The following is a 19164-nucleotide window of genomic DNA, read 5'->3' as shown; positions in this document are numbered from 1 at the left end:
GATTTTGAAATGATTGTGGTTTTTTAGTTGAATAAGCCCGAGCATTGGTCTTCTTCCGCTGGCGCGGGCTTGCAGCTCGTGCCTTTTACCTCCAAGTAGCTTTATTTCCCGCTATAGGAGAGAAAGGCTTCTGTTAGTTATGCTTGCGCTTCTTAAGTATAGCTTGTATTTGGAGGCACGAGCTGCGAGCTCTCGCCAGCGAGATTTCTCCTGGCCTGTAGCAGGTGCCTTTGGTTATGGGCTATCAGAAACTGCAGCACATCGCCCAGCTTAAGGTACAGCCAGCTTAAAACAGACGTCGGTATGCGGGTGCTGTTTAGGTTGACGTGCTGGCAGCTCCGCAGGCATAAAAGGAGCTCCTCCTGCTGCCGTATAAACTCCCGGACAACGGCGTAAGCGTCCAGGTCTGCGGGCGGCAGATGCGCGGCAATGGCTTTATACTTTCTGTTACCGGTGGCAGGGTCCATCATGCCGATGAAGAACCGCCCGATCCAGCTGCTCCTGAAGGTTGCGTCCGCCGGCTTTCCTTTCTGGCCGGCTACACCTGCCTTTATGCGGGGCAGGTAAAAGTTGCCGTAGCTGTTGAGGTGAGCCAGGCAGGCGGCTATACTCCACCCTCCGTTGGCGGCAGGTTTTAAAAGGTCATCTTCCGGCAGGTTCTGGAAAATGCTAACCGTTTCCTGCAGGTGCTGCTCCACGGTGTCTTCCAGGCGCCGCAGCAGCTGTTCCTTGCTTACAGCCTTCATTTAAACAGCCTCTTTAGTGGGTGCAGCTTTCCTGTTTGCCAGCGCCAGTGCCAGGGCAAGTATAAAAAACACCGACTCTGTCATTAGCCATTGGTTACCGAAGTCGCCCAGGGCCCCTTCTGCGAAAATGGTGATGGTGCGTGACAAGGCATAAAAGCCCCAGAGCAGGCACAGAAACAGCAAGCCGCTTTGTGTGTCGCGCAGCATGAGGTAAATCAGGCTTAGAACGAGTGTCATACCTACACCACCGTACACCCCGCGTATGGAGCTGAGGGCATCGGTATTGTTTAGCTGCACGTTCACCAGGTCCATCACAGACTGCGGGTTGGCGAAAGCCATTACACTGACAGACAAGAGGCTGAGCGCCGAGAGGAGAATAAAGCCTTTAGAGGCCAGGGCCACGGTTCGTTGCGTCTTCATAACATACTTTGTTTAAGTTTCTGTTACAAAGATGGCGGGTCCCGGAAAGACTATTCTTGGTAAATACCAAGATTTCAGATCCGCACTTTATTGAGGAGTTTGCTGAAGTTGGTCGGGTCGATGCCCAGGTAATTGGCCAGGTACTTGTGCGGCACCAGCTGCAGGATGTGGGGGCTGCGCTGCAGCAGTTTCCGGAACCGCTCCTCCGACGTATAACACTGCAGCTCAACCAGGCGCTCCAGCAAACCCGACAAGCTGTGGCTCAGCCCTTCCCGGATCATGGATTCGATGGCCGGCCGGGTTTGCATGAGCCGTTGCAGCTCCGGGAAAGGCGCTCTCAGGAAAACAGATGGAGTTAAGGTTTCATAGTAGTAACGGGATGGCTGCTGCAACATAAAGGAATCGAGCACGCCGCCAAAAGACGGAGAATAGGTGAAGACAAGCGTTGCTTCCCGGTCCTGGTCATCGAAGTAATACACCCGCTGCACCCCATCCGCTACAAAGTATAAATAATGCTCCACCTCGCCTGCCAGGGTTAGGGGCTCCTTTCTTTTGGCGGTATGGCGGGTCCAGACAGCAGCGAAAGCCTCCCAGTCTTGTTCAGACAACGGGCGAATGCCGGTTACCAGTTGCTTCAGTTTCTGAAGTTCTTCCATCGTACCTGCGGATGTTTCTGTTGCAATTTAATGCGACCTGGGTAATTTACGAATCATGATGTTGGCACAAGTTTTCGTTGGCAGGCGTATGCAGCTCTTGTCTTATAGCTTCCACGCGGCTGTACCTTCTGCACGAGTTACGTTACCCTGCCTTATACTTCCTCTGCCTTTGGTTGCAAAAAGCTGGAGAGATCGTGTACTGCTACCTCCAGGTTGCCTTGTGCCTGCAACCGAAGCGAAAGCCCATCCTTCTTCGGAACAATGTCCTGCACCCCTACCGCCTCTACGGCACCTTTGAGCTTAAGCCCTTTCAGCTCCATGCCTTGCTCCAGCTGGGTGTTCACTTTCTGCAATTCTGCCGCAATGATGGGTTTCAGGTCTATCCGGGCTTTTTCAATGATCTGGTTATAGGCTACTTTGTTTACCAGCACTTCGAGCGCCGTGTTGTAAAAGCCACTTGAGGTAGCAGACTCCATTGAAAACTGCTGCACGTATACTTGCTGGGTGGCGTTGTCGTAGGCCATGGCAACGGAGGCGTACAGATCTACCTTATCGCGCTTCAGCACGGTGCGCAGAATCCGGATCTGCACCCGCAGCAGCACAATGTTGTCGCCTGCCTTACTGCCTGTTATACCTACCCCCAACACCTGCGCATAGGGGTTTGCCGTTAGGCCATCTTCGGGCCTGGGAATATACATGCCGACCAGCTGCTGTTGCAGCACACTTTCCAGCGCATTATAAGAAACCGTAAGGGGGATATTTACTTGTATAGCGTTTTCCATCTAATAGGGTTTAGAAAGGAGCTTGCACGTATCAGCAGCCTTTTTAGTTACAGTAACAAGGGCAGGTGCCGGTCAGAAACCGTATGGCGAAACCTGATCTTCCGGTATTATTTGCCTAAAGATAAGCACAGAAGCGTGGCAGGGCAAATCAAACTGAGAATGAAGATGCCCCGCTCTATGGCAGGAGCACTGTAAATAAATAAAAAAAAATAGTGGGTAAGTATACCGGATACCTACCCACCATGTACAGTTGGTAAAGGAGCCGGCAGACTGAGCAGGGTTACGCGGCTATGCTCCATCCATACTATCTAAAGTGCGGCTACCGCTTTGCTGTCTGTGCGTTTTTTACCGGTATACTTCTGCTCCAGTTTTTTCAGGTAAGCCATAGAAGCTTTGGCGAATACAGGGGCATTCGACTTGTCTTTGGCTGCGGCTTTCTGGTAAAGGCGTACAAAGGCAAACAGATCGTCAGCGGTCTCCACCATTTTGTTGCGGTAGCCGTTGCGCTCGATCACAGAAGCCATGTAAAAGCCTGGGATATGGCCGCCGCTGCCCCTGAACATCTGGCTGTAGTGCTTTACAGGGTGGCTGGCTTTGCCGGCATCTTTTGCCAGCGTCAACAGGATCGTATCCAGTTTCTGGATGATAGCAGGGGCTGGCTTCAGTAGCCACTCCTCGAGAAGGGCTGCATCATTACCTCCTTTTTGTAACATCACTCTTTTATCGATCTGGTCGGCGATCCCTTCGTTCTGGATGGCAGACAGCGCCCACATCAAACCCATGTCAGCTTCACTGATTGTCCCGAAGTCTTTTCCGGGCCTGATCTGGTGGTGAATCTCATGGGCCTCCAGTGCGCCCTCCTTTACGTTACCCCAGGTGATTGCCGAGTTTATACTAAAGAAAATGCCCTCACTTCTGGATGTCGCATCATTGCCCAGAGCACAGTAGTATAGCTTCAGATCCTCTACCCGGGTGCGGGCCCGTTGTGGCAGGTACTCATACGCCAGCTTATACATCAGGTCCAGGTACTGTGGGTTTTCTTTTGTGTCCTGTACAAATTTGCGGTGTTTCGCTTCGTTGGTCTTGTAGTCGTTCACCAGCACATAGTACCAGGAGCCGGCTTTCAGTTTTGCCTGCAGCAGGGAGTCGTGCTGCGGCATGTATACCACCTCCACAGCTTTGCGGTAGGCTTTCAGGTCAGGTTCATTGAACACACTTTTTACATATACTTTGTTTCCCTGTAGCTCCAGGAAGCTGTTCCATACTTCATCGGTCAGGAGCTGGTTCTGGCGCAGGGCGTCTGTTATTTCCCAGTAGCGGGTGGCCGCCTCAATGTTTATTTGCTGGGCCTCGGCAGTCTGAGCAAAGGAAGCTGCAGAGATAGCGAGCGCTGCGGCGGCAATAAGTTTAGAGAATGTTTTCATGCGAATAGCTATTTTCCTGAAAGCATAGGATGGATGGTTCTATAAATATAAGGAATCGCTAATATTTATAGAACCTTGGAAAGAAAATTTTGTAACTAAAGTTATACTTTCTTCCGGGTTGTAGTATGAAGTGCCCTGTTGCCTTACCGGCGCAGGTTTGCCCGTGTCACAAGCTGCCTGCTCAGGTTGCACACGATCGCTCCTCACCGGTAAATTACCTTAGTCAACAGGCTGCCTGTATTTTGTACCGCTTTTTTTATTCTATGATTAACAGCTACTTCCACAGATTTTTCTCTGCTATAAAATTTCCGATAAACCCTACAGCAAAGTGCACGTACTATGTTAGCAAAAAACCTGAATATTCAGTGATATCTATAAAGCCATACCTTTTTAAACACGAACCCCTTTATTTACAATAATTGTATTTTGCCATGAAAAAATTACTATTAATTCCCCTTCTGTTTTCACTGTTTTTAACTGCCTGCAACAAAGACGAAGATGCAGAGATAAAACCCCCTGTCTCTAAGATCGATGCGGATATGAGAGGCGACTGGGTTAATACTTCCGTGGAAAGAACCTACTACTCCGACCAGAACGAAGTAATGTTTGCTGACACCTCCGAGCGCCGTGCTTTCTTTAATTTCGACGGCCAGCGCATGACCGTTACCCTGGAAGGCAGCTCAAACAAAGATGTATGGAACTACAGCTTCCCGAACAAAGACGATTCTACTTACATCCAGCTGCAGCAGGGCAACCAGACAACCGATTACAAGATCACTGCTTTATCAGATACAGCCATGATCTGGGTAGACGAATTACCTTGGGCCGGCTTCCCGGAAGAAGCGCCAAACGAGCAGAAGACCACATCGAAAGTGGGTGTTTATACCTGGAAATTCGTTCGGAAGAAATAACCCTTATAGCTATAGTTTCTCCCGCAGGCACGAGCTTAAAGCTCGTGCCTTTTTATTTTACTTGGAGCTAAAACACTGGCACCGGTTAAAGTATAAGCTGCAGGCCCGACCCTGCGGGAGGAGCAACTGGCCCTGAAACAAACAGGCCACTGCTCTTAAGCAGTGGCCTGTTCTCTGAATATTATCAGCGATTAGTATTCGCCTTCATCGTAGTAGCGGTCGGAGCTGCGGCGGCTTTCTCCCCTTCTGCTGCCACGGTCATACCCACGGTCGCTGCCTCGCCCGTAGTCATCGTAGTCAGAGGAAGATCGGGAAGACCAGCCGCTGAACAGGCTGCCTCGGTCGGAGCCTGTGTGGCCTGAGCTGCCGCTATCCCCCCTGTCGCGGTAACCTGAGCTTCGGATATCGTCGGAGCCTGCGGAGTAATAGGCCTGGCCTGTTCTTCGGTCGCGGTCATAGTCGCTGCCATAGGTATTGTAGCGGCCGGAGGCGCCGTATCCCTGCCCCAAGTTGCCACTCACCCGGCTTCTGTCCCTGTCCTGGTCTCTGCCCAGGTAGCTCCTGTAATCGTCCTGGTAGTTGCTGTACCTATCACGGTCACGGTTACGGTCGCGGTCGTAGCTATCGGAATAATCCCTGTCGCGGCCGCTGCTCATCATGTCGTAGCTGGTATCGCTGCGAACGTTGCCCCGTTCTCTGCTAAGGCGTTCGTAGGTATCTCCCAGGTCGTTGCCCTCGTGGTAGCTGCGGCGTCGGCGGCTTCGCTCAAAATTACCTTCCCATCGGTCGCGGTCGCCTTTGTAGTGGCGTTCGAACTCGTTGGTCAGATTCCGTGCGCCGTGGTAACGGTCATCATCCCGGCTGTAGCTCTCGTGCCTGCCGTAATCAGTTCTGTAATCATCACGATCGTGGCGATCTCTGTCTCGTCTGTCCATAGCTTTCAATTAGGTTAATTAAAATCACACCTTCTTTTAACGACTGTAAGGCTGTGCGGTTTAGCAACTTACAAGCAGCTGCACTGATCATTTCAGGATAAGGCTCCTGAATTTGCAGTTATCTGTGCGGCGCATGTCAACTATTTTAACCTTTACAGGCAGCTATTAAAAAGCGGAAGCATGAGCACAGAAAGTATAAATCGTGATACAGGAATAATACGCTGTGTTTGCTGGCGCTTATACTTGGCTTTACCTTTAACATGGCCCTGGAACAGGTTTGTTAGGCATAGCGAAACGACCTAAAGGCCAGGCTGCCAAACCCACTATTTCACAGGCTTAAAAAGCATCTTTCCTGAAGACAGCAAATCAGCAATAGCTAAACCCGGTTTGCCCCTGTTTCCAGAGTTTTCTTTCCGATAAAAGATCAGGTTGCTCTTGTAGCCACCTGCGGGTAGCAGAGCAGGTGCAGCAGCTTTCGCAATAACATGCATGAGCGGGCACAAATACAGCCACAAAAACACACCGGCAAAACAGCAGACTTCTCTCACCCACATCACCCTTTTTATAAGTATAGCATTTCTCTATACTCTGAACGTCCTGCTGTAGCAGGTGTAACGGTGTTATAACTTAGTTAAAGGCTTAGGCACAGAAGCAAGCTCTGCGTATAACCGTTAATAGTTTAAGTATCATTTTATATATTTTAAATCCTATAAAACTATTTCCAAGCTATGAGAACATTAAATAGAGCAGTACTAAGAGAGATGAGAAGACAGTTTGGATACATACCAAACTGGGATCCCAAAAAGCAAATAGTACTTGGAGCAGTTGGTGTGTTCAAGAAGAGAGTATTCTCAAATCTGAATGAGCTGAAGAATTTCGGTATAAATTTCGAAATTGAAACAGACACAGAACCAGGTAACCTGGACTATACTTCACCTAATGGTTTTATCATAACAACTAAAGTTGCCGGCGCACCTCAGTTACCAGGTAGCAGCATTCCGCAGGATAAAGCTGGGGTTATCATCGACTTCTTAAGAGAAAACACCATCATTTTCAGGGCAAAAGATACCCATACCCCAAATATCAAGGACATACACCATGTTCAGAATGAAATAATTCGTTTGTATAAAGAAGGAAGATGGGATAAAGACTGGGTAATTGTGACCGAGGCTGCTTATGCTAACCGCTGCACGCTACTGGTTGCTACGCACCGGAATGCCAAGGCTGAGCTTGTTGCTTCCGGTGACTTTGATCTTGCCAATATAGATACAGCAGAGAACGTTTTCAGGAACAACCAGCACAGCTTCAGAGGTCTGATTGTACACACCGTGGCCCAGGAGAACATGTGCCCGCTGTTTAAGCTCATGAAGCTAAAGAGCAATAAGCATATTTCTCCGGAGTTACGCTCCCTGGATGTTGATTCGATGGACCTTGTTACGCCTGCCACCGCCGATCAGTTCAACTTATACCTGGGCGAGGTAACCTTTGAGGAGATGGTAAAAGAAGAGGAAGAACTGCTGGCTCCGCTGGATCTGCTGCAGCGCAATTTACAGCCAGAATCGCGCCGTGAGAGTCTGGTAGGCAACAGAGCAGAAAACCTGTTGCAGTACGACTTCAGATAACAGGTAAAGTACCAGATATATATCAACCCTTTTCAAAAATCCCTGCTTCCGCTTAGGAGCAGGGATTTTCTTTTTCGGGCACCTCCTTTGTGCTTCGAACGAGCGCCGGAAAGTATAACTCTGGGCAGCTTTCACCTCCCGCATCAGCGTAAACGGCAAGGGCACATTATTTTAATTCCTGTGCTTTTCCGAACTTGCCTGCCGGCAGTTTGCTTAAGTATAAATTGCAGATGATGCCATCAACGCTGCTATCTATGAACCGTTTTTTACCAAAAGACAAAGCAACCGACCTGCTCCGCACCATCCGGGAGTCCTCCCTGCGAACCGCGTATGACCCGGAGAAGCATCGGCTGGCGCTGCTGGACGAAAACCGCAACGAGCAGCTATACTTTCGCCTACCCATCACGGTTCCGGCTCCAGGTAATGACAAGCCAGCAGAAAAAGCGCAGGTGAACTACGTGATCCTGCTGATCCAGTCGGGGAACTGCGCGCTGGGCTACTTCGAGAATGGCAGGAACCTGGACCACAAAGTATTCCGCTCGTACATGGTGCGGAAAAAACAGGGAAAGAGCCAGATCAAATACCTTAAAACCAAGGGCAAGTCCAGGGCCGGGTCACGGGTGCGGCTCGGCGAAACGGTCGAGTTCTTCGAGAACATCAACGGGCGGCTGCAGGAGTATTTCGAGGATCATGAGGTACACCGCATTGCCATCAGCTGTTCCAAAACCCTTATCCCCTACCTGTTCGGATCAAAGGTGGCCACACCCTTCGATAAAAACGACCCGCGGCTTTTTAAAATACCCAGGCACATCCATACGCCCATTTACGAGGTGATGCTCGACGCCAACCGTTTTCTGCAACGCGGCGAACTGATCTACGAGGAAGCACAATCGGAACTGGTAGAAGAATTACTGTCAAAGGCAGGGCTGGCAGGATTTACCGAGGAGCCCTACGCCCGGTATGAGCCTGAAGACACCGAAGAGGAGGCAGATGATTTTGAAGAATACGAGGACGACGATGATGACATGGAATGGTAGCCGGTAAGTATACCTGCTACTGTACTTTGCGGCAGCCATAAGCTACTAAACAGGCCCACTAAACAGTACAATTCCCATATACTGAAGCAACGCAAATAAAACCATTACAATCGCTTGTAGTTTATAGAACTATACTTATATTAGACTCTTACTATATAGTATAACTCGCGTAAAACAGTCCTGTTGAGCTGGTCTTACAAACTGCTGTAAACGTGAGGCTATTGTTCTGTCACCTAATAAAACAAGCAGCATATGGCAACAATCAAAAACCTGGAGGGTCTGACGACCGAGGAGATCAACGAGGAGTTACAGAACGGCGCTAAGTTTGTCGTATTCCAGTACTGTATCTCCATTGTAATCATGACCTTTAAAAGAGGTACCGACGTTTACTTTATCCGGTCCGGCGAATCCGCTCTGAAGTATAGCCTTCCGTTTACGTTCCTGACCTTGTTCCTGGGATGGTGGGGTATTCCGTGGGGACCGATCTACACAATTGGCTCCTTCATCACCAATTTCTCAGGCGGAAAAGATATAACAGCCGAGGTACTGGCCTCTATCAACGCAAGACAGGAAGAACCGGCTTACGCAACAGCTTAACCTTTCTGCATTAAACATTCATTTTAAATCAGGTTCAGGCAGTTTGTTAGACAAACCATCTGAAACTTCTGATACAACAGCAGTTTTCCTTCAGCAGGCGCGGGCATTTACGTTCGCGCCTTTGCTTTTCTATCCCTCCCCTATAATTCTGGGTCGTTTCATACTTTTCTCTTTTGTCATCCTGAAAGGATCTTGTGGCCCTGTAGCGAAAGCCTGTTCTCCCTTCAACCAAGTTTCTTAACAGCATGAAGATAAAATTGTGGCTCAGTAATTTTAAATGAAATGAAACGACACCGCCCCATACCTCCGCGTTTGCCGGCCTCACCCCTGTGAAGCAATTTATACTTGCCGGGAGCTTACTGCTATACTTGCTGAAGTACAGCAGTAAGCATCAGCGCAACGCAGGTTTTGCCCACCTGATTTCTGCCGGCAGCGCCTGATCCTGCACGACTAAAAGCAAGCTGCTTTATACTTCCTATAGGTACTGTTTTACAATATTTTACAACAGTCCTGCTGCCAGAATGCGTAAGTACTAGTACAGCTATTCATTTTTTATTCTAAAACAAACTTAAAAGACATGGCAATTACATTAAAACCAATTGAGGAGCAGGTGATCGTGATTACGGGTGCCTCCAGCGGCATCGGCCTGACCACAGCGCAGGCTGCGGCAAAAAGAGGGGCAAAACTTGTGCTGGCAGCCCGCAACGAGGGGGCTTTGTCCGAGATCGTGGAGCAAATAAAAAACGAAGGAGGGCGGGCTATTTACGTAGTAGCAGATGTCGGCAACCGCGAGGACATGCACAAGATAGCCGAAGCGGCTATCAGGCACTTTGGCGGCTTTGATACTTGGGTAAACAATGCAGGCGTTTCCATTTACGGCAAGCTGGACGAGGTAAACGAAGAAGACAGCCGCCGCCTTTTCGACACCAATTTCTGGGGAGTTGTTTCCGGATCGCTGATTGCCTCCAATTTCCTGAAAAACAAGGGGGGCGCCATCATCAACATCGGCAGCGAGCTATCGGACCTGGCCATTCCGCTGCAGGGGATGTATTCGGCCAGCAAGCATGCCGTTAAAGGCTTTACCGATGCCCTGCGCATGGAGCTCATGGAGGACAAGGCGCCTGTATCGGTTACGCTGATCAAACCTGCCGGCATTGATACCCCTTACTCTGAGCACGCCAAAAACTACACCGAACATGAGCTGACGCTTCCGCCACCAGTTTACGCTCCGGAAGAAGTAGCCAATGCCATCCTTTATGCCGCCGAGCATCCGGAACGCGACATTTACATAGGCAGCGCTTCCAAAGCCTTCAGCAGCACCAACAAGTATGCTCCGGGCGTTATTGACTGGATGAACAGCAAAATGATGACCAAAATGCAGCTTAAAAAGAAGCCGGCACGTCGCAAGAGCGATGCCCTGCACCAGCACGCAGACGGCGGACGCAGGTATGGCAACTACGAAGGCCACACCATGAAGACCAGCCTGTACACACGTGCTACCATGCACCCGGTGCTGACGGGCGCCGTAGTGGCAGCTGCCGGAGCCGCAGCCATCGCTTTGCTGGGCAAAAACAGCCCGCTGAAAAATAATAAGAAGCATACCAGATCGGTTCCACCTTCCGGCACAGGTACAATACCAGGTGCAGCAACAGGGCCAGGTCCTACTACAAGAACAATGTAGGAGTTACACATAGTATAAAGTATAAAAGCCTTGCAGCCGAAAGTTGCAAGGCTTTTATACTTTATACTTCCTTATACTATAGACCACCTGTGCTACTGTTTTCTTTTGCCAACCAGCACAAACTCCTGCACCAGCAACGTATCTGTACTACGGAGTAGCGAAAGCCCTCCCGGATCGAAGCGGTTGGAACTGCTGGTAGTTTTAACAGAGAAAGCAGTGCCATCGCCACTTTTAAGGGTGCTCACCATCCTGTGGATGTGCAGGTCATCTCCCGGCAGGGTGGCTACCCATTGATCTTTTATTTTATAGCCGTAAGAAATATTCCCGGAGCCGGATGCCAACGGTTTCCGGTCGTAAATATGGGATCTGTACTTACTGATGGCCAGCCAGAGATCAAAGTAAAATTCTTCGTTCTGATAATACATACCGGTACCCTCTCCTTTGGAAGTGATCAGCAGGTCCTGGCCTTGCATCTTAAGTGAGTAATTGCCCCGGTTCACCTGAACGTCCGAAGCAGACTGAAACATGATCGTTTCTCCTGCGGATGTGGTTTCTTTTTTATCTTCCAGGTGATACCAGGCACCCCACTGCTCAGCAAAGCGTTTGATAAGCGCAGCATCCTTCACTTCTCCCCTGCGGGTGTACATCCGAACAGGAGTTGTGTTGTAGAGCTCCTGTAGCTCGAATGCAGCAGGGTAATCAAGCTGAGGGCCTTCTTCTTCCTTATCGCAGGCGCTGAGCACCAAAACAGCCAATAGCAGCACGTACAGTTTTTTCATAGCAGGTATCCTATATATCAAATATAAAAACAATCCTGCTATTTCATAGCGGAATTCAACAAGTAATATTCATCAATTTGCCTGCTGCCCGGTATGGTTGCTGCCATAAATTTTCTATATTTAAGAACAATTCATTTCCTTTTACTCACCTAAAGCAACCATACGTATGAGATCATTCTTATCCATTATGCGCTTATCTCCGGGCTCTGCAGAAGCAGCAGGCGCCCCGTCGTTATCAGAGTACTTCGACTATTCGGATCGGGAAGAAGAGTTGAGCGGAGGAGCCCGCCTGATCACGATCACAACACCAAAAGGAGAGTTTAAAGTATGGACAAAGCGCAGGGGCAACAACCCCGGCATGAAGCTGTTGCTGCTGCACGGCGGTCCCGGTGGCACACACGAGGCGTTTGAGTGCTTCGACAGTTTTATGCCGAAAGCGGGTATCGAATTCTATTACTACGACCAGCTGGGTTCTCATTACAGTGACCAGCCCGACGATACCAGCCTTTGGGAACCCGATCGGTTTGTAGAAGAAGTGGAACAGGTGCGCCAGGCGCTTGGGCTGGACAAAAGTAACTTCTTCCTGCTGGGGCACTCGTGGGGCGGCATACTGGCCATGGAATACGCACTGAAATACCAGCAGCACCTGAAGGGCCTGATCATTTCGAACATGATGTCGAGCGTACCAGCCTACAACCGGTATGCCGATGAAGTACTGGGCCCGCAAATGGACCCGGAAGTGCTGACGGAACTGCAGCAGATCGAAGCAAATAACGACTTTGCCAACCCCAGGTACATGGAGCTGCTGATGCCGCATTTTTATACCAAACATGCGCTGCGCATGCCGCTGGAGCAATGGCCCGACCCGGTAAACCGGATGTTCAACCACATGAACCAGACCGTTTACGTGCAGATGCAGGGACCGAGTGAATTTGGCATCCGGGGCGAAGCCTCGCTCAGGAACTGGGACCGTTCCGGTGATCTGCCGCAGATAAAAGTACCTACCCTTACCATAGGCGGCCAGCACGACACCATGGACCCGGAGCACATGAAATGGATGGCTAAACAACTGCCGGAAGGCCACTACCTGCACTGCTCCGAAGGCAGCCACATGGCCATGTACGACGACCAGAAAACATACTTTGAAGGACTTGTCAGGTTTATCCGGGATGTACACAGCAGATCGCTGAATACATGATTAAACATACTTAAAACAAAAAAGCCTGCTCTGTTAGTAGCAGGCTTTTTTGTTTGAGATAAAATTTCCTGATGTGCTGACCCAGACCATACTTTGCATCCGTTGCAGGTGCTTCCTGGTTTTTACTTCGGCCCTGAAAAATCTGCATTTACCTCCCTCTTTTATGCCTCCACGCAATATTGCTGCATTTCATTTCTTTCAAGTCCGCCATTCTATACTTTAGATACTTAATACATTAATTAACAACATATTAACAGCCACATCATGAAAAGAAAGACTTTTACAATTTATGCGATCTTGCTGGCAGCCATCCCCATACTTGTACAATGTTCTGAAGCGCGCTCTGAAAAAGAAGGTACGAAAACCGGCAGCAAGGAAGCCATACAAACAGGCGCTCAACAGAGTAACTACGGCGGGTTTAAAACCCAACTCCTGTATGGAGAGCACCTGGTTATAATTGCTGGTTGCCACGACTGCCACACACCGAAGAAAATGACAGCGCACGGTCCGGAGGCCGACAGTTCCCGGCTGTTGTCAGGTCACCCGGCTAAAATGCCACCCCCAGATATAGACCGGGCAGCATTTGAGAAAAAAGGATTGGCCGTTACGCAAACGCTGACCGCCTGGACAGGCCCCTGGGGCATCTCCTATGCAGCTAACCTGACCTCTGATAAAACAGGCATCGGGAACTGGCAGGAAAAGAACTTTATCACAGCGATGCGCGAAGGTAAATCGAAAGGTATGGCGAACGGGCGCATGTTGCTGCCTCCCATGCCATGGCAGCATTACCGGCACATGACCGACGAAGAGTTGAAAGCCGTCTTCGCCTACCTGAAATCAACAAAACCGGTCAGCAATGTTGTTCCGGCGCCTCAGCCTCCGGTATCTGCAAACACAGGTAAGTAATACCTTTTTCCCGGGCGTAAGCAGTCGCTTACGCCCGGAAGCACTTGCACTTCGCTTCAGCAGGCTAGTAATTATACTTACGGAACTGCTATAGCCGCTACACAGAAAAGAGATACGCCGAAGCCTCTGCCAAAAGATCTTGATGGTAAAAAAACATCAAAGCCTTTGGCTGCCTTAAAGGGCATATCTGTTTTGTGTATTTAACAGCATGGCGGCTCCGCCATACTTATATGGCAAAACTGCAGAAGGCTGCTTATTTTTTTGCTCCTGCTACAAAACTCAGAGCTCGTACCGCATTGCCAGGCCGATGGGTGCTTTCACTTCCATCACAATAAAGCTTGCATAGCTCCCCGATACGCAGCTTGGGAGTTGTATTTCCGTAATGGGGTTTCCTTTATAATGCTCCTTGTGCAGCATCAGCTGAACAGAGGGATCGTAGCAAATATGACGTTGTAAGTTCTCCAACGTATTAGCCAAAGCATAACATACCCAGAAGCTGGGATTGTGGAACTCGGCCTGTAAAACCAGCGCATACTTCATAGTCTATACCTGAATAAATTTTTCAATTTATCTTTGTACGTAAATAATCCATAATTGTACTATACCATTCCCATAAGTTTTTGAAAAACAAAGGCTGCGCAGCAGAAGCATTTTTGAAGCATCTGCAACAGGAAGGCAAACAGAAAAAAATAGTACCCCGGATCAAAGCTCAGGCACAGCAGGTACGAGACCAGGTATACTTGCCGGAAAAGTTGTACTCAACTGTTATTCATCTTTGAGGTAACCGCTTTGGCACAGGCATGATGTGCCGCCGGCTGCCAGTTCGGGTTTATACTTTTAAAAAATTATTCTATCTTAGTAAAACGCTTACCTACCTGAACAGCCAGGAAGCATCTGCTTTTTACTAAGTTTTCCCCGCCAAAAAGAACACCATGGAAGAAATCATCAACGCAGTAAACAACATAGTCTGGAGCAATGCACTTATCATACTTTGCCTTGGGGCAGGGGTTTATTTTTCAATTGTTACCCGGTTCCTGCAGATCCGCTACCTGCGCGAAATGATACGCCTGCTCTTCGGTGGCAAGTCGTCGGACAAAGGGGTGAGTTCTTTCCAGGCGTTTTCCATAGCCATTGCCGGCCGGGTGGGCACAGGCAACATTGCCGGTGTAGCCACTGCCATTGCCATGGGCGGGCCGGGAGCCATTTTCTGGATGTGGATGATTGCACTTCTCGGGAGTTCTTCTGCTTTTATTGAAGCCACCCTGGGCCAGATCTACAAGCAGGTGAAGAATGGGGAATACAGAGGGGGCCCTGCCTTTTACATCGAGAAAGGATTGGGAATGAAGTGGTATGCCGTGATTTTTGCTGTAGCTACCATCATCAGTATGGCACTGTTTTTACCCGGTGTTCAAAGCAACAGCATTGCTTCCGGTATGAACACAGCCTTTCAGATACCTGTTGCTGTAACAGGTGCCGCCGTAACAATTTTACTTGCTTTGATCATTTTCGGAGGTGTAAAGCGCATTGGTAAAGTGGCAGAGGTTGTGGTCCCTTTTATGGCGGGAGCCTACATCCTGATGGCTGTAGTGATCATCCTCATGAACATAACCGAGGTGCCCGCTATGCTAAGCCTCATTATCAGTTCTGCTTTTGACATAGAGCCAGCCTTTGCCGGTGTATTTGGTCTTGCTATCTCGTGGGGTGTTAAAAGGGGTATTTATTCGAACGAAGCCGGACAGGGAACAGCTCCGCATGCAGCCGCTGCAGCAGAGGTTAGCCACCCGGTAAAGCAAGGGTTGGTTCAGGCCTTCTCGGTGTATGTGGATACCCTTTTTGTGTGTACTGCTACTGCCTTTATGATCTTGTTTACCGGGAAATACAATGTCCTGAACCCGGAAGGCGGTTTTATAGTGGAGAACCTGCCCGGCATAGCCATTGGCCCTGAGTATACCCAACAGGCGGTCAACACGTACTTCCCTTCCCTTGGCAGCGTCTTTGTGGCGGTTTCCCTCCTGTTCTTTGCCTTCACCACCATTATGGCCTACTACTACATTGCTGAAACCAACCTGAGCTACCTCAACGATAAGGGCAATAACAAATGGATGCTTTGGGTGCTGCGTGCAGTCATACTTATTTCAACCTTTTATGGCTCGGTTAAAACAGCTGAGTCGGCATGGGCGCTGGGCGATATTGGCGTAGGTGTTATAGCCTGGCTGAACGTGGTTGCAATCCTTTTACTACAGAAACCTGCTCTTCGGGCGCTGAAAGATTACCAGGCGCAGCGCAAGGCGGGCATAGACCCCGTTTTTGATGCTGCAAAATTAGGCATCAGGAATGCAGAAGAATGGGAGAAAACGCACCAGCCGGAACTGAAAAAAGCTGTTGCCAGGTAGTTTTGGAAAACTATAGTTCTAATATAAACAAAAAGGTGCGGACAATACAGCCGCACCTTTTTGTTTCCGGGTACTATACTGTAGCCCTTAAGATGGCTTTACTTCTCCCCTGACTTCTGATGCACAAAACGCAGTATTCCTTTGCTCCGCATCCCCATCACTGCAAAGGTAAGTCCTGCTGCCAGTGTCAGGGTGGTTACGTTGATGCCGAAAGTAAGCAAGTGCTCCGCCAATATACCTGTTTCGTGGAAGCCAAACACCATTTTCAGCCCAAACCACGCCGGGTAAATAGAAATGTGTGCCGTAGCGGCCAGGCCGATCAATTCCCTGCGCCCGGCATCGTCTGTGGCAGCCAGAGCAGCGGCCACCCCAATAACTGCAGCAAGTACAGCACCTGATAAAGGGGTACCAGGCTCCTCAAAGCCAATGGGGGGCTCCGTGAACAAAGCCACACAGGCACCCGCCAGAAAAATCAGCACGGTAGTAACCACCAGCGCCAACAGCCCCTGTAACAGAAAACGCCGCTCCCGCAACACAGCGCCCAGCGCAAACCCGAGCATATGGTGGTGGAAAGGCAGGAACAAAAGCCCGGCAATGATCAGCGGAAGCATGTCTTCTACCATTCCGTAGGCCAGCAATACAGAAGAGAGGAACACCCTTCCCACCAGGCTGATGGTAACACGGGTAAACTGCCACAGTTCTTCGTACACATCCGTGGTAGGTCTTACAATGGGGTATGTTTCTTTTTCCGGGGGCTCGGCAGCAAAGATCGACTCCGGGTGCCGCACAGAAAAAGCGAAAGTTGCAGGATCATAAAAAGGAGCTTTCATCAGGCTTTCGAGGTATACTTTGGCCTTTGGCGTGGCTGTTTCCACTTCCACCACATCCAGCACTTTTTCCTGATGATCGGCTGTGTATTGTTTCGCCTGCTGTACAGAGATCTGGCTGATTCCTGCTGCAAAGGCTACATCAGCAACATTTTTACCCTCCCCTTCCGGGGCTTTAACAGTTACAAGGCGCATCGTGTGTCAGGTTTAGGTGTGACGCTTCCTTCTGCAACTACAGAAGAAAGTTTAGTATACCCTGTGGCACTGAAAATGTTAATTCCGGTGCATCCATCACTACAGAAACAGAAGAGCACAGCCACTAACCCTGTAGTGTAAGTATAGCTTCTTGATACTTCATATGTCAGGGTATAACTTCAGTAACCTGTGCTATTGCCACATCCCGAACTAAGTAGTAATACTGAAGAAACCAACGGTAAATTTCCAGATGCAGCCAGGAGAAGTACCCGGTTTTAGCCGTTTTCCCAACTGAAGCGCGTTTTTCATCGTTGCGAGGAGGAAAAGCTGAACTATGATACTACCTCCTTTTCTGAAAGCAGGGGATAAAGTGGGCGTACTCAGTACCAGTAACTACACGGAACAGAAGTACATCGATGAGCTGGTGAGTATCCTGAAAGAATGGAAACTGCAGCCTGTGCTGGGCAAGACCATTGGGGCACGCAGAGGAAGCTTCGCCGGATCAGACGCACTTCGCTGCAACGACCTGCAGCAAATGCTGGATAACGACCAGATCAGAGCTGTATTCGAAACAATGGGCGGATACGGTATTATCCGGGTGATCGAGCAGGTGAACTTTAACAAATTCAAGTATAAACCCAAATGGCTGGTTGGTTACAGCGATACCACCTTTCTGCACAGCCACGTGCAGGGGATGCTGAGTACGGCCACCATCCACGGCACCATGGCCGCTGACCTGGAAGCGGGCTACCATGCCTCGTCCTGGGAGAGCCTGCGCAAAGCCCTGTTCGGGGAGCCCCTAGAGTACCACATAAAAGCCCACCCTCTAAACCGCGAAGGCAAAGCGGAAGCCATACTGATAGGTGGTACCGTGAGTATACTTTGCAATGCCAAAGGAACCATGTCGGAGGCAAACACCAACGGCAAGATCCTGTTTCTTGAAGAAGTGGGCGAGAAACAGTTCCGCCTCGACAGTTACCTCGTTTCCCTGAAACAAGCCGGGAAGTTTAAGTACCTGAAGGGCCTGCTGGTGGGCCATTTAACAGATATCACAGAAGACGATCCGCCCTTTGGCAAAACGCCGGAAGAGATCATCCTGGATGTGGTAAAGGACTATGATTTCCCGGTCTGCTTTGGTTTTCCGGCCGGCCACAGCGGTGTAAACAAAGCCCTGGTTTTTGGTGCAAACGCCCAGCTGGATGTTTCCGGAAAAGGCACTACACTTCGCTTTATATACTGACTCACTGCAAAGCAGGTCAGCCATTCAGCCTGATAGTTGAACCCGACAAGCAAACACTTTTATCTGTACAAAAACATGCCAGTTACTTATATACTTACCTGTGAGCACGCCGGCAATGAAGTGCCGGAAGAATATGAATACCTGTTTAAGGGGAAAGAAGAAATACTTTATACCCACAAAGCCATTGACTTTGGTGCACTGAGGCTGGCAAAACACCTGGCCTCCGAAACCAGGCTCCCGCTCTACTGCACCACTGTCTCTCGTTTGCTGGCCGAGGCAAACCGTTCCCCCGACAGTGAAGAGCTCTTTTCAGAGTACTCGAAAGATCTTTCTGAAAAGGACAAGAAAATACTGCTGGGAAAGATCTATTACCCGCATCGTGACAAAGTGGAGAAAAAGGTACAGGGAGAAATTGCGGCGGGCAACCAGGTAGTACACCTGGCCGTGCACACTTTTACCCCTGCTATGGATGGGGAAGTGCGCGAGGCAGACATCGGGATCCTTTTCGACCCGGACCGTAATTGGGAGGCAACACTTGCCCGAAAACTGAAAGACTACTTTACAGAACAAAATCCGGACCGGAAGATACTGTACAACTCCCCGTATGCGGGCACTGCGGATGGCTTCCCAACGTACCTCAGGAAGAAGTTCACAGACGAGCAATATGCAGGATTTGAGCTGGAAGTAAATCAGAAGTTTTTCCTGAACGGAGAGCCGGACGTATGGCAACAGGTGGTAGCGGAAGTTACTTCCGCATTTAAAAGCCTGATGGACAACAAGATTTCAGTAAACGATGCAGAGCTATAAAAATCGAA

At 49.5% G+C, this 19164-nt stretch carries 19 protein-coding genes; 10 read left to right on the top strand and 9 right to left on the bottom strand.

From position 1 onward, the window contains the following. Positions 1-152: 152 nt before the first annotated feature. The 5 genes from MJ611_RS14015 to MJ611_RS13995 all read right to left on the bottom strand — a co-directional run bounded on the left by MJ611_RS14015 (position 153) and on the right by MJ611_RS13995 (position 4028). Positions 153-746: a DinB family protein gene (locus MJ611_RS14015; protein WP_250430465.1), complete on the bottom strand. Its 594-nt coding sequence runs from the start codon at positions 744-746 to the stop codon at positions 153-155. Then, on the bottom strand, positions 747-1166 hold the full coding sequence (locus MJ611_RS14010) for a DUF4345 domain-containing protein (protein ID WP_250430463.1): 420 nt from the start codon (positions 1164-1166) through the stop codon (positions 747-749). A 74-nt stretch (positions 1167-1240) separates the two neighbouring features. After that, positions 1241-1822: a Crp/Fnr family transcriptional regulator gene (locus tag MJ611_RS14005; RefSeq protein ID WP_250430461.1), complete on the bottom strand. Its 582-nt coding sequence runs from the start codon at positions 1820-1822 to the stop codon at positions 1241-1243. Positions 1823-1974: 152 nt separating this feature from the next. Beyond that, positions 1975-2604, bottom strand: a complete 630-nt coding sequence (locus MJ611_RS14000; RefSeq protein ID WP_250430460.1) for a DUF4403 family protein — start codon at positions 2602-2604, stop codon at positions 1975-1977. A 308-nt stretch (positions 2605-2912) separates the two neighbouring features. Beyond that, a complete protein-coding gene (locus MJ611_RS13995) occupies positions 2913-4028 on the bottom strand; it encodes a DUF5700 domain-containing putative Zn-dependent protease (RefSeq protein WP_250430459.1) in 1116 nt (371 codons plus the stop codon). 431 nt (positions 4029-4459) lie between these two features. On the opposite strand from MJ611_RS13995, the gene MJ611_RS13990 reads away from it, so the two are divergent. Further along, positions 4460-4939: a hypothetical protein gene (locus tag MJ611_RS13990; RefSeq protein ID WP_250430457.1), complete on the top strand. Its 480-nt coding sequence runs from the start codon at positions 4460-4462 to the stop codon at positions 4937-4939. 191 nt (positions 4940-5130) lie between these two features. On the opposite strand, the gene MJ611_RS13985 is transcribed toward MJ611_RS13990, so the two are convergent. Continuing rightward, on the bottom strand, positions 5131-5874 hold the full coding sequence (locus MJ611_RS13985) for a hypothetical protein (protein ID WP_250430456.1): 744 nt from the start codon (positions 5872-5874) through the stop codon (positions 5131-5133). A gap of 728 nt (positions 5875-6602) precedes the next feature. Here MJ611_RS13985 and MJ611_RS13980 point away from each other — a divergent pair. The 4 genes from MJ611_RS13980 (at position 6603) to MJ611_RS13965 (ending at position 10811) form a co-directional block, all read left to right on the top strand. After that, complete coding sequence (locus MJ611_RS13980; protein WP_250430455.1) at positions 6603-7496, top strand: hypothetical protein; 894 nt, start codon at positions 6603-6605, stop codon at positions 7494-7496. A 254-nt stretch (positions 7497-7750) separates the two neighbouring features. Then, positions 7751-8533 (top strand): hypothetical protein, encoded by a 783-nt coding sequence (locus tag MJ611_RS13975; RefSeq protein ID WP_250430453.1) that lies wholly within the window; start codon positions 7751-7753, stop codon positions 8531-8533. 252 nt (positions 8534-8785) lie between these two features. After that, complete coding sequence (locus tag MJ611_RS13970) at positions 8786-9130, top strand: hypothetical protein (RefSeq protein ID WP_250430451.1); 345 nt, start codon at positions 8786-8788, stop codon at positions 9128-9130. 577 nt (positions 9131-9707) lie between these two features. Continuing rightward, positions 9708-10811: an SDR family oxidoreductase gene (locus MJ611_RS13965; protein WP_250430450.1), complete on the top strand. Its 1104-nt coding sequence runs from the start codon at positions 9708-9710 to the stop codon at positions 10809-10811. A 92-nt stretch (positions 10812-10903) separates the two neighbouring features. On the opposite strand, the gene MJ611_RS13960 is transcribed toward MJ611_RS13965, so the two are convergent. After that, entirely contained in the window at positions 10904-11590 is a 687-nt protein-coding gene (locus tag MJ611_RS13960) for a hypothetical protein (RefSeq protein ID WP_250430449.1), read from the bottom strand. Positions 11591-11756: 166 nt separating this feature from the next. Between MJ611_RS13960 and MJ611_RS13955 the strand changes: the two genes are divergently transcribed. Continuing rightward, positions 11757-12788 (top strand): proline iminopeptidase-family hydrolase, encoded by a 1032-nt coding sequence (locus tag MJ611_RS13955; protein WP_250430447.1) that lies wholly within the window; start codon positions 11757-11759, stop codon positions 12786-12788. A gap of 264 nt (positions 12789-13052) precedes the next feature. Next, entirely contained in the window at positions 13053-13694 is a 642-nt protein-coding gene (locus MJ611_RS13950) for a cytochrome c (protein ID WP_250430446.1), read from the top strand. A 279-nt stretch (positions 13695-13973) separates the two neighbouring features. On the opposite strand, the gene MJ611_RS13945 is transcribed toward MJ611_RS13950, so the two are convergent. Next, a complete protein-coding gene (locus MJ611_RS13945) occupies positions 13974-14234 on the bottom strand; it encodes a hypothetical protein (RefSeq protein WP_250430444.1) in 261 nt (86 codons plus the stop codon). A 392-nt stretch (positions 14235-14626) separates the two neighbouring features. Here MJ611_RS13945 and MJ611_RS13940 point away from each other — a divergent pair, with 392 nt between their 5' ends. Next, on the top strand, positions 14627-16087 hold the full coding sequence (locus MJ611_RS13940) for an alanine/glycine:cation symporter family protein (protein ID WP_250430442.1): 1461 nt from the start codon (positions 14627-14629) through the stop codon (positions 16085-16087). A 98-nt stretch (positions 16088-16185) separates the two neighbouring features. On the opposite strand, the gene MJ611_RS13935 is transcribed toward MJ611_RS13940, so the two are convergent. Beyond that, positions 16186-17109, bottom strand: a complete 924-nt coding sequence (locus tag MJ611_RS13935) for a DUF389 domain-containing protein (protein ID WP_250430441.1) — start codon at positions 17107-17109, stop codon at positions 16186-16188. A gap of 334 nt (positions 17110-17443) precedes the next feature. On the opposite strand from MJ611_RS13935, the gene MJ611_RS13930 reads away from it, so the two are divergent. Together MJ611_RS13930 and MJ611_RS13925 are read left to right on the top strand one after the other, a co-directional pair. Continuing rightward, positions 17444-18349 carry a S66 peptidase family protein gene (locus tag MJ611_RS13930; protein WP_250430439.1) on the top strand — a complete coding sequence of 302 codons (906 nt, stop codon included), beginning with the start codon at positions 17444-17446 and terminating at the stop codon, positions 18347-18349. A gap of 75 nt (positions 18350-18424) precedes the next feature. Next, positions 18425-19156 (top strand): N-formylglutamate amidohydrolase, encoded by a 732-nt coding sequence (locus MJ611_RS13925; RefSeq protein WP_250430437.1) that lies wholly within the window; start codon positions 18425-18427, stop codon positions 19154-19156. The last annotated feature ends 8 nt before the right edge of the window (positions 19157-19164 follow it).

Origin of the sequence: Pontibacter ruber, from assembly GCF_023630205.1 — a bacterium.
GTDB classification, from domain to species: domain Bacteria; phylum Bacteroidota; class Bacteroidia; order Cytophagales; family Hymenobacteraceae; genus Pontibacter; species Pontibacter ruber.
Note: the sequence above shows the minus strand (reverse complement) of the source record. Positions and strands in the feature narration are given on the sequence as shown.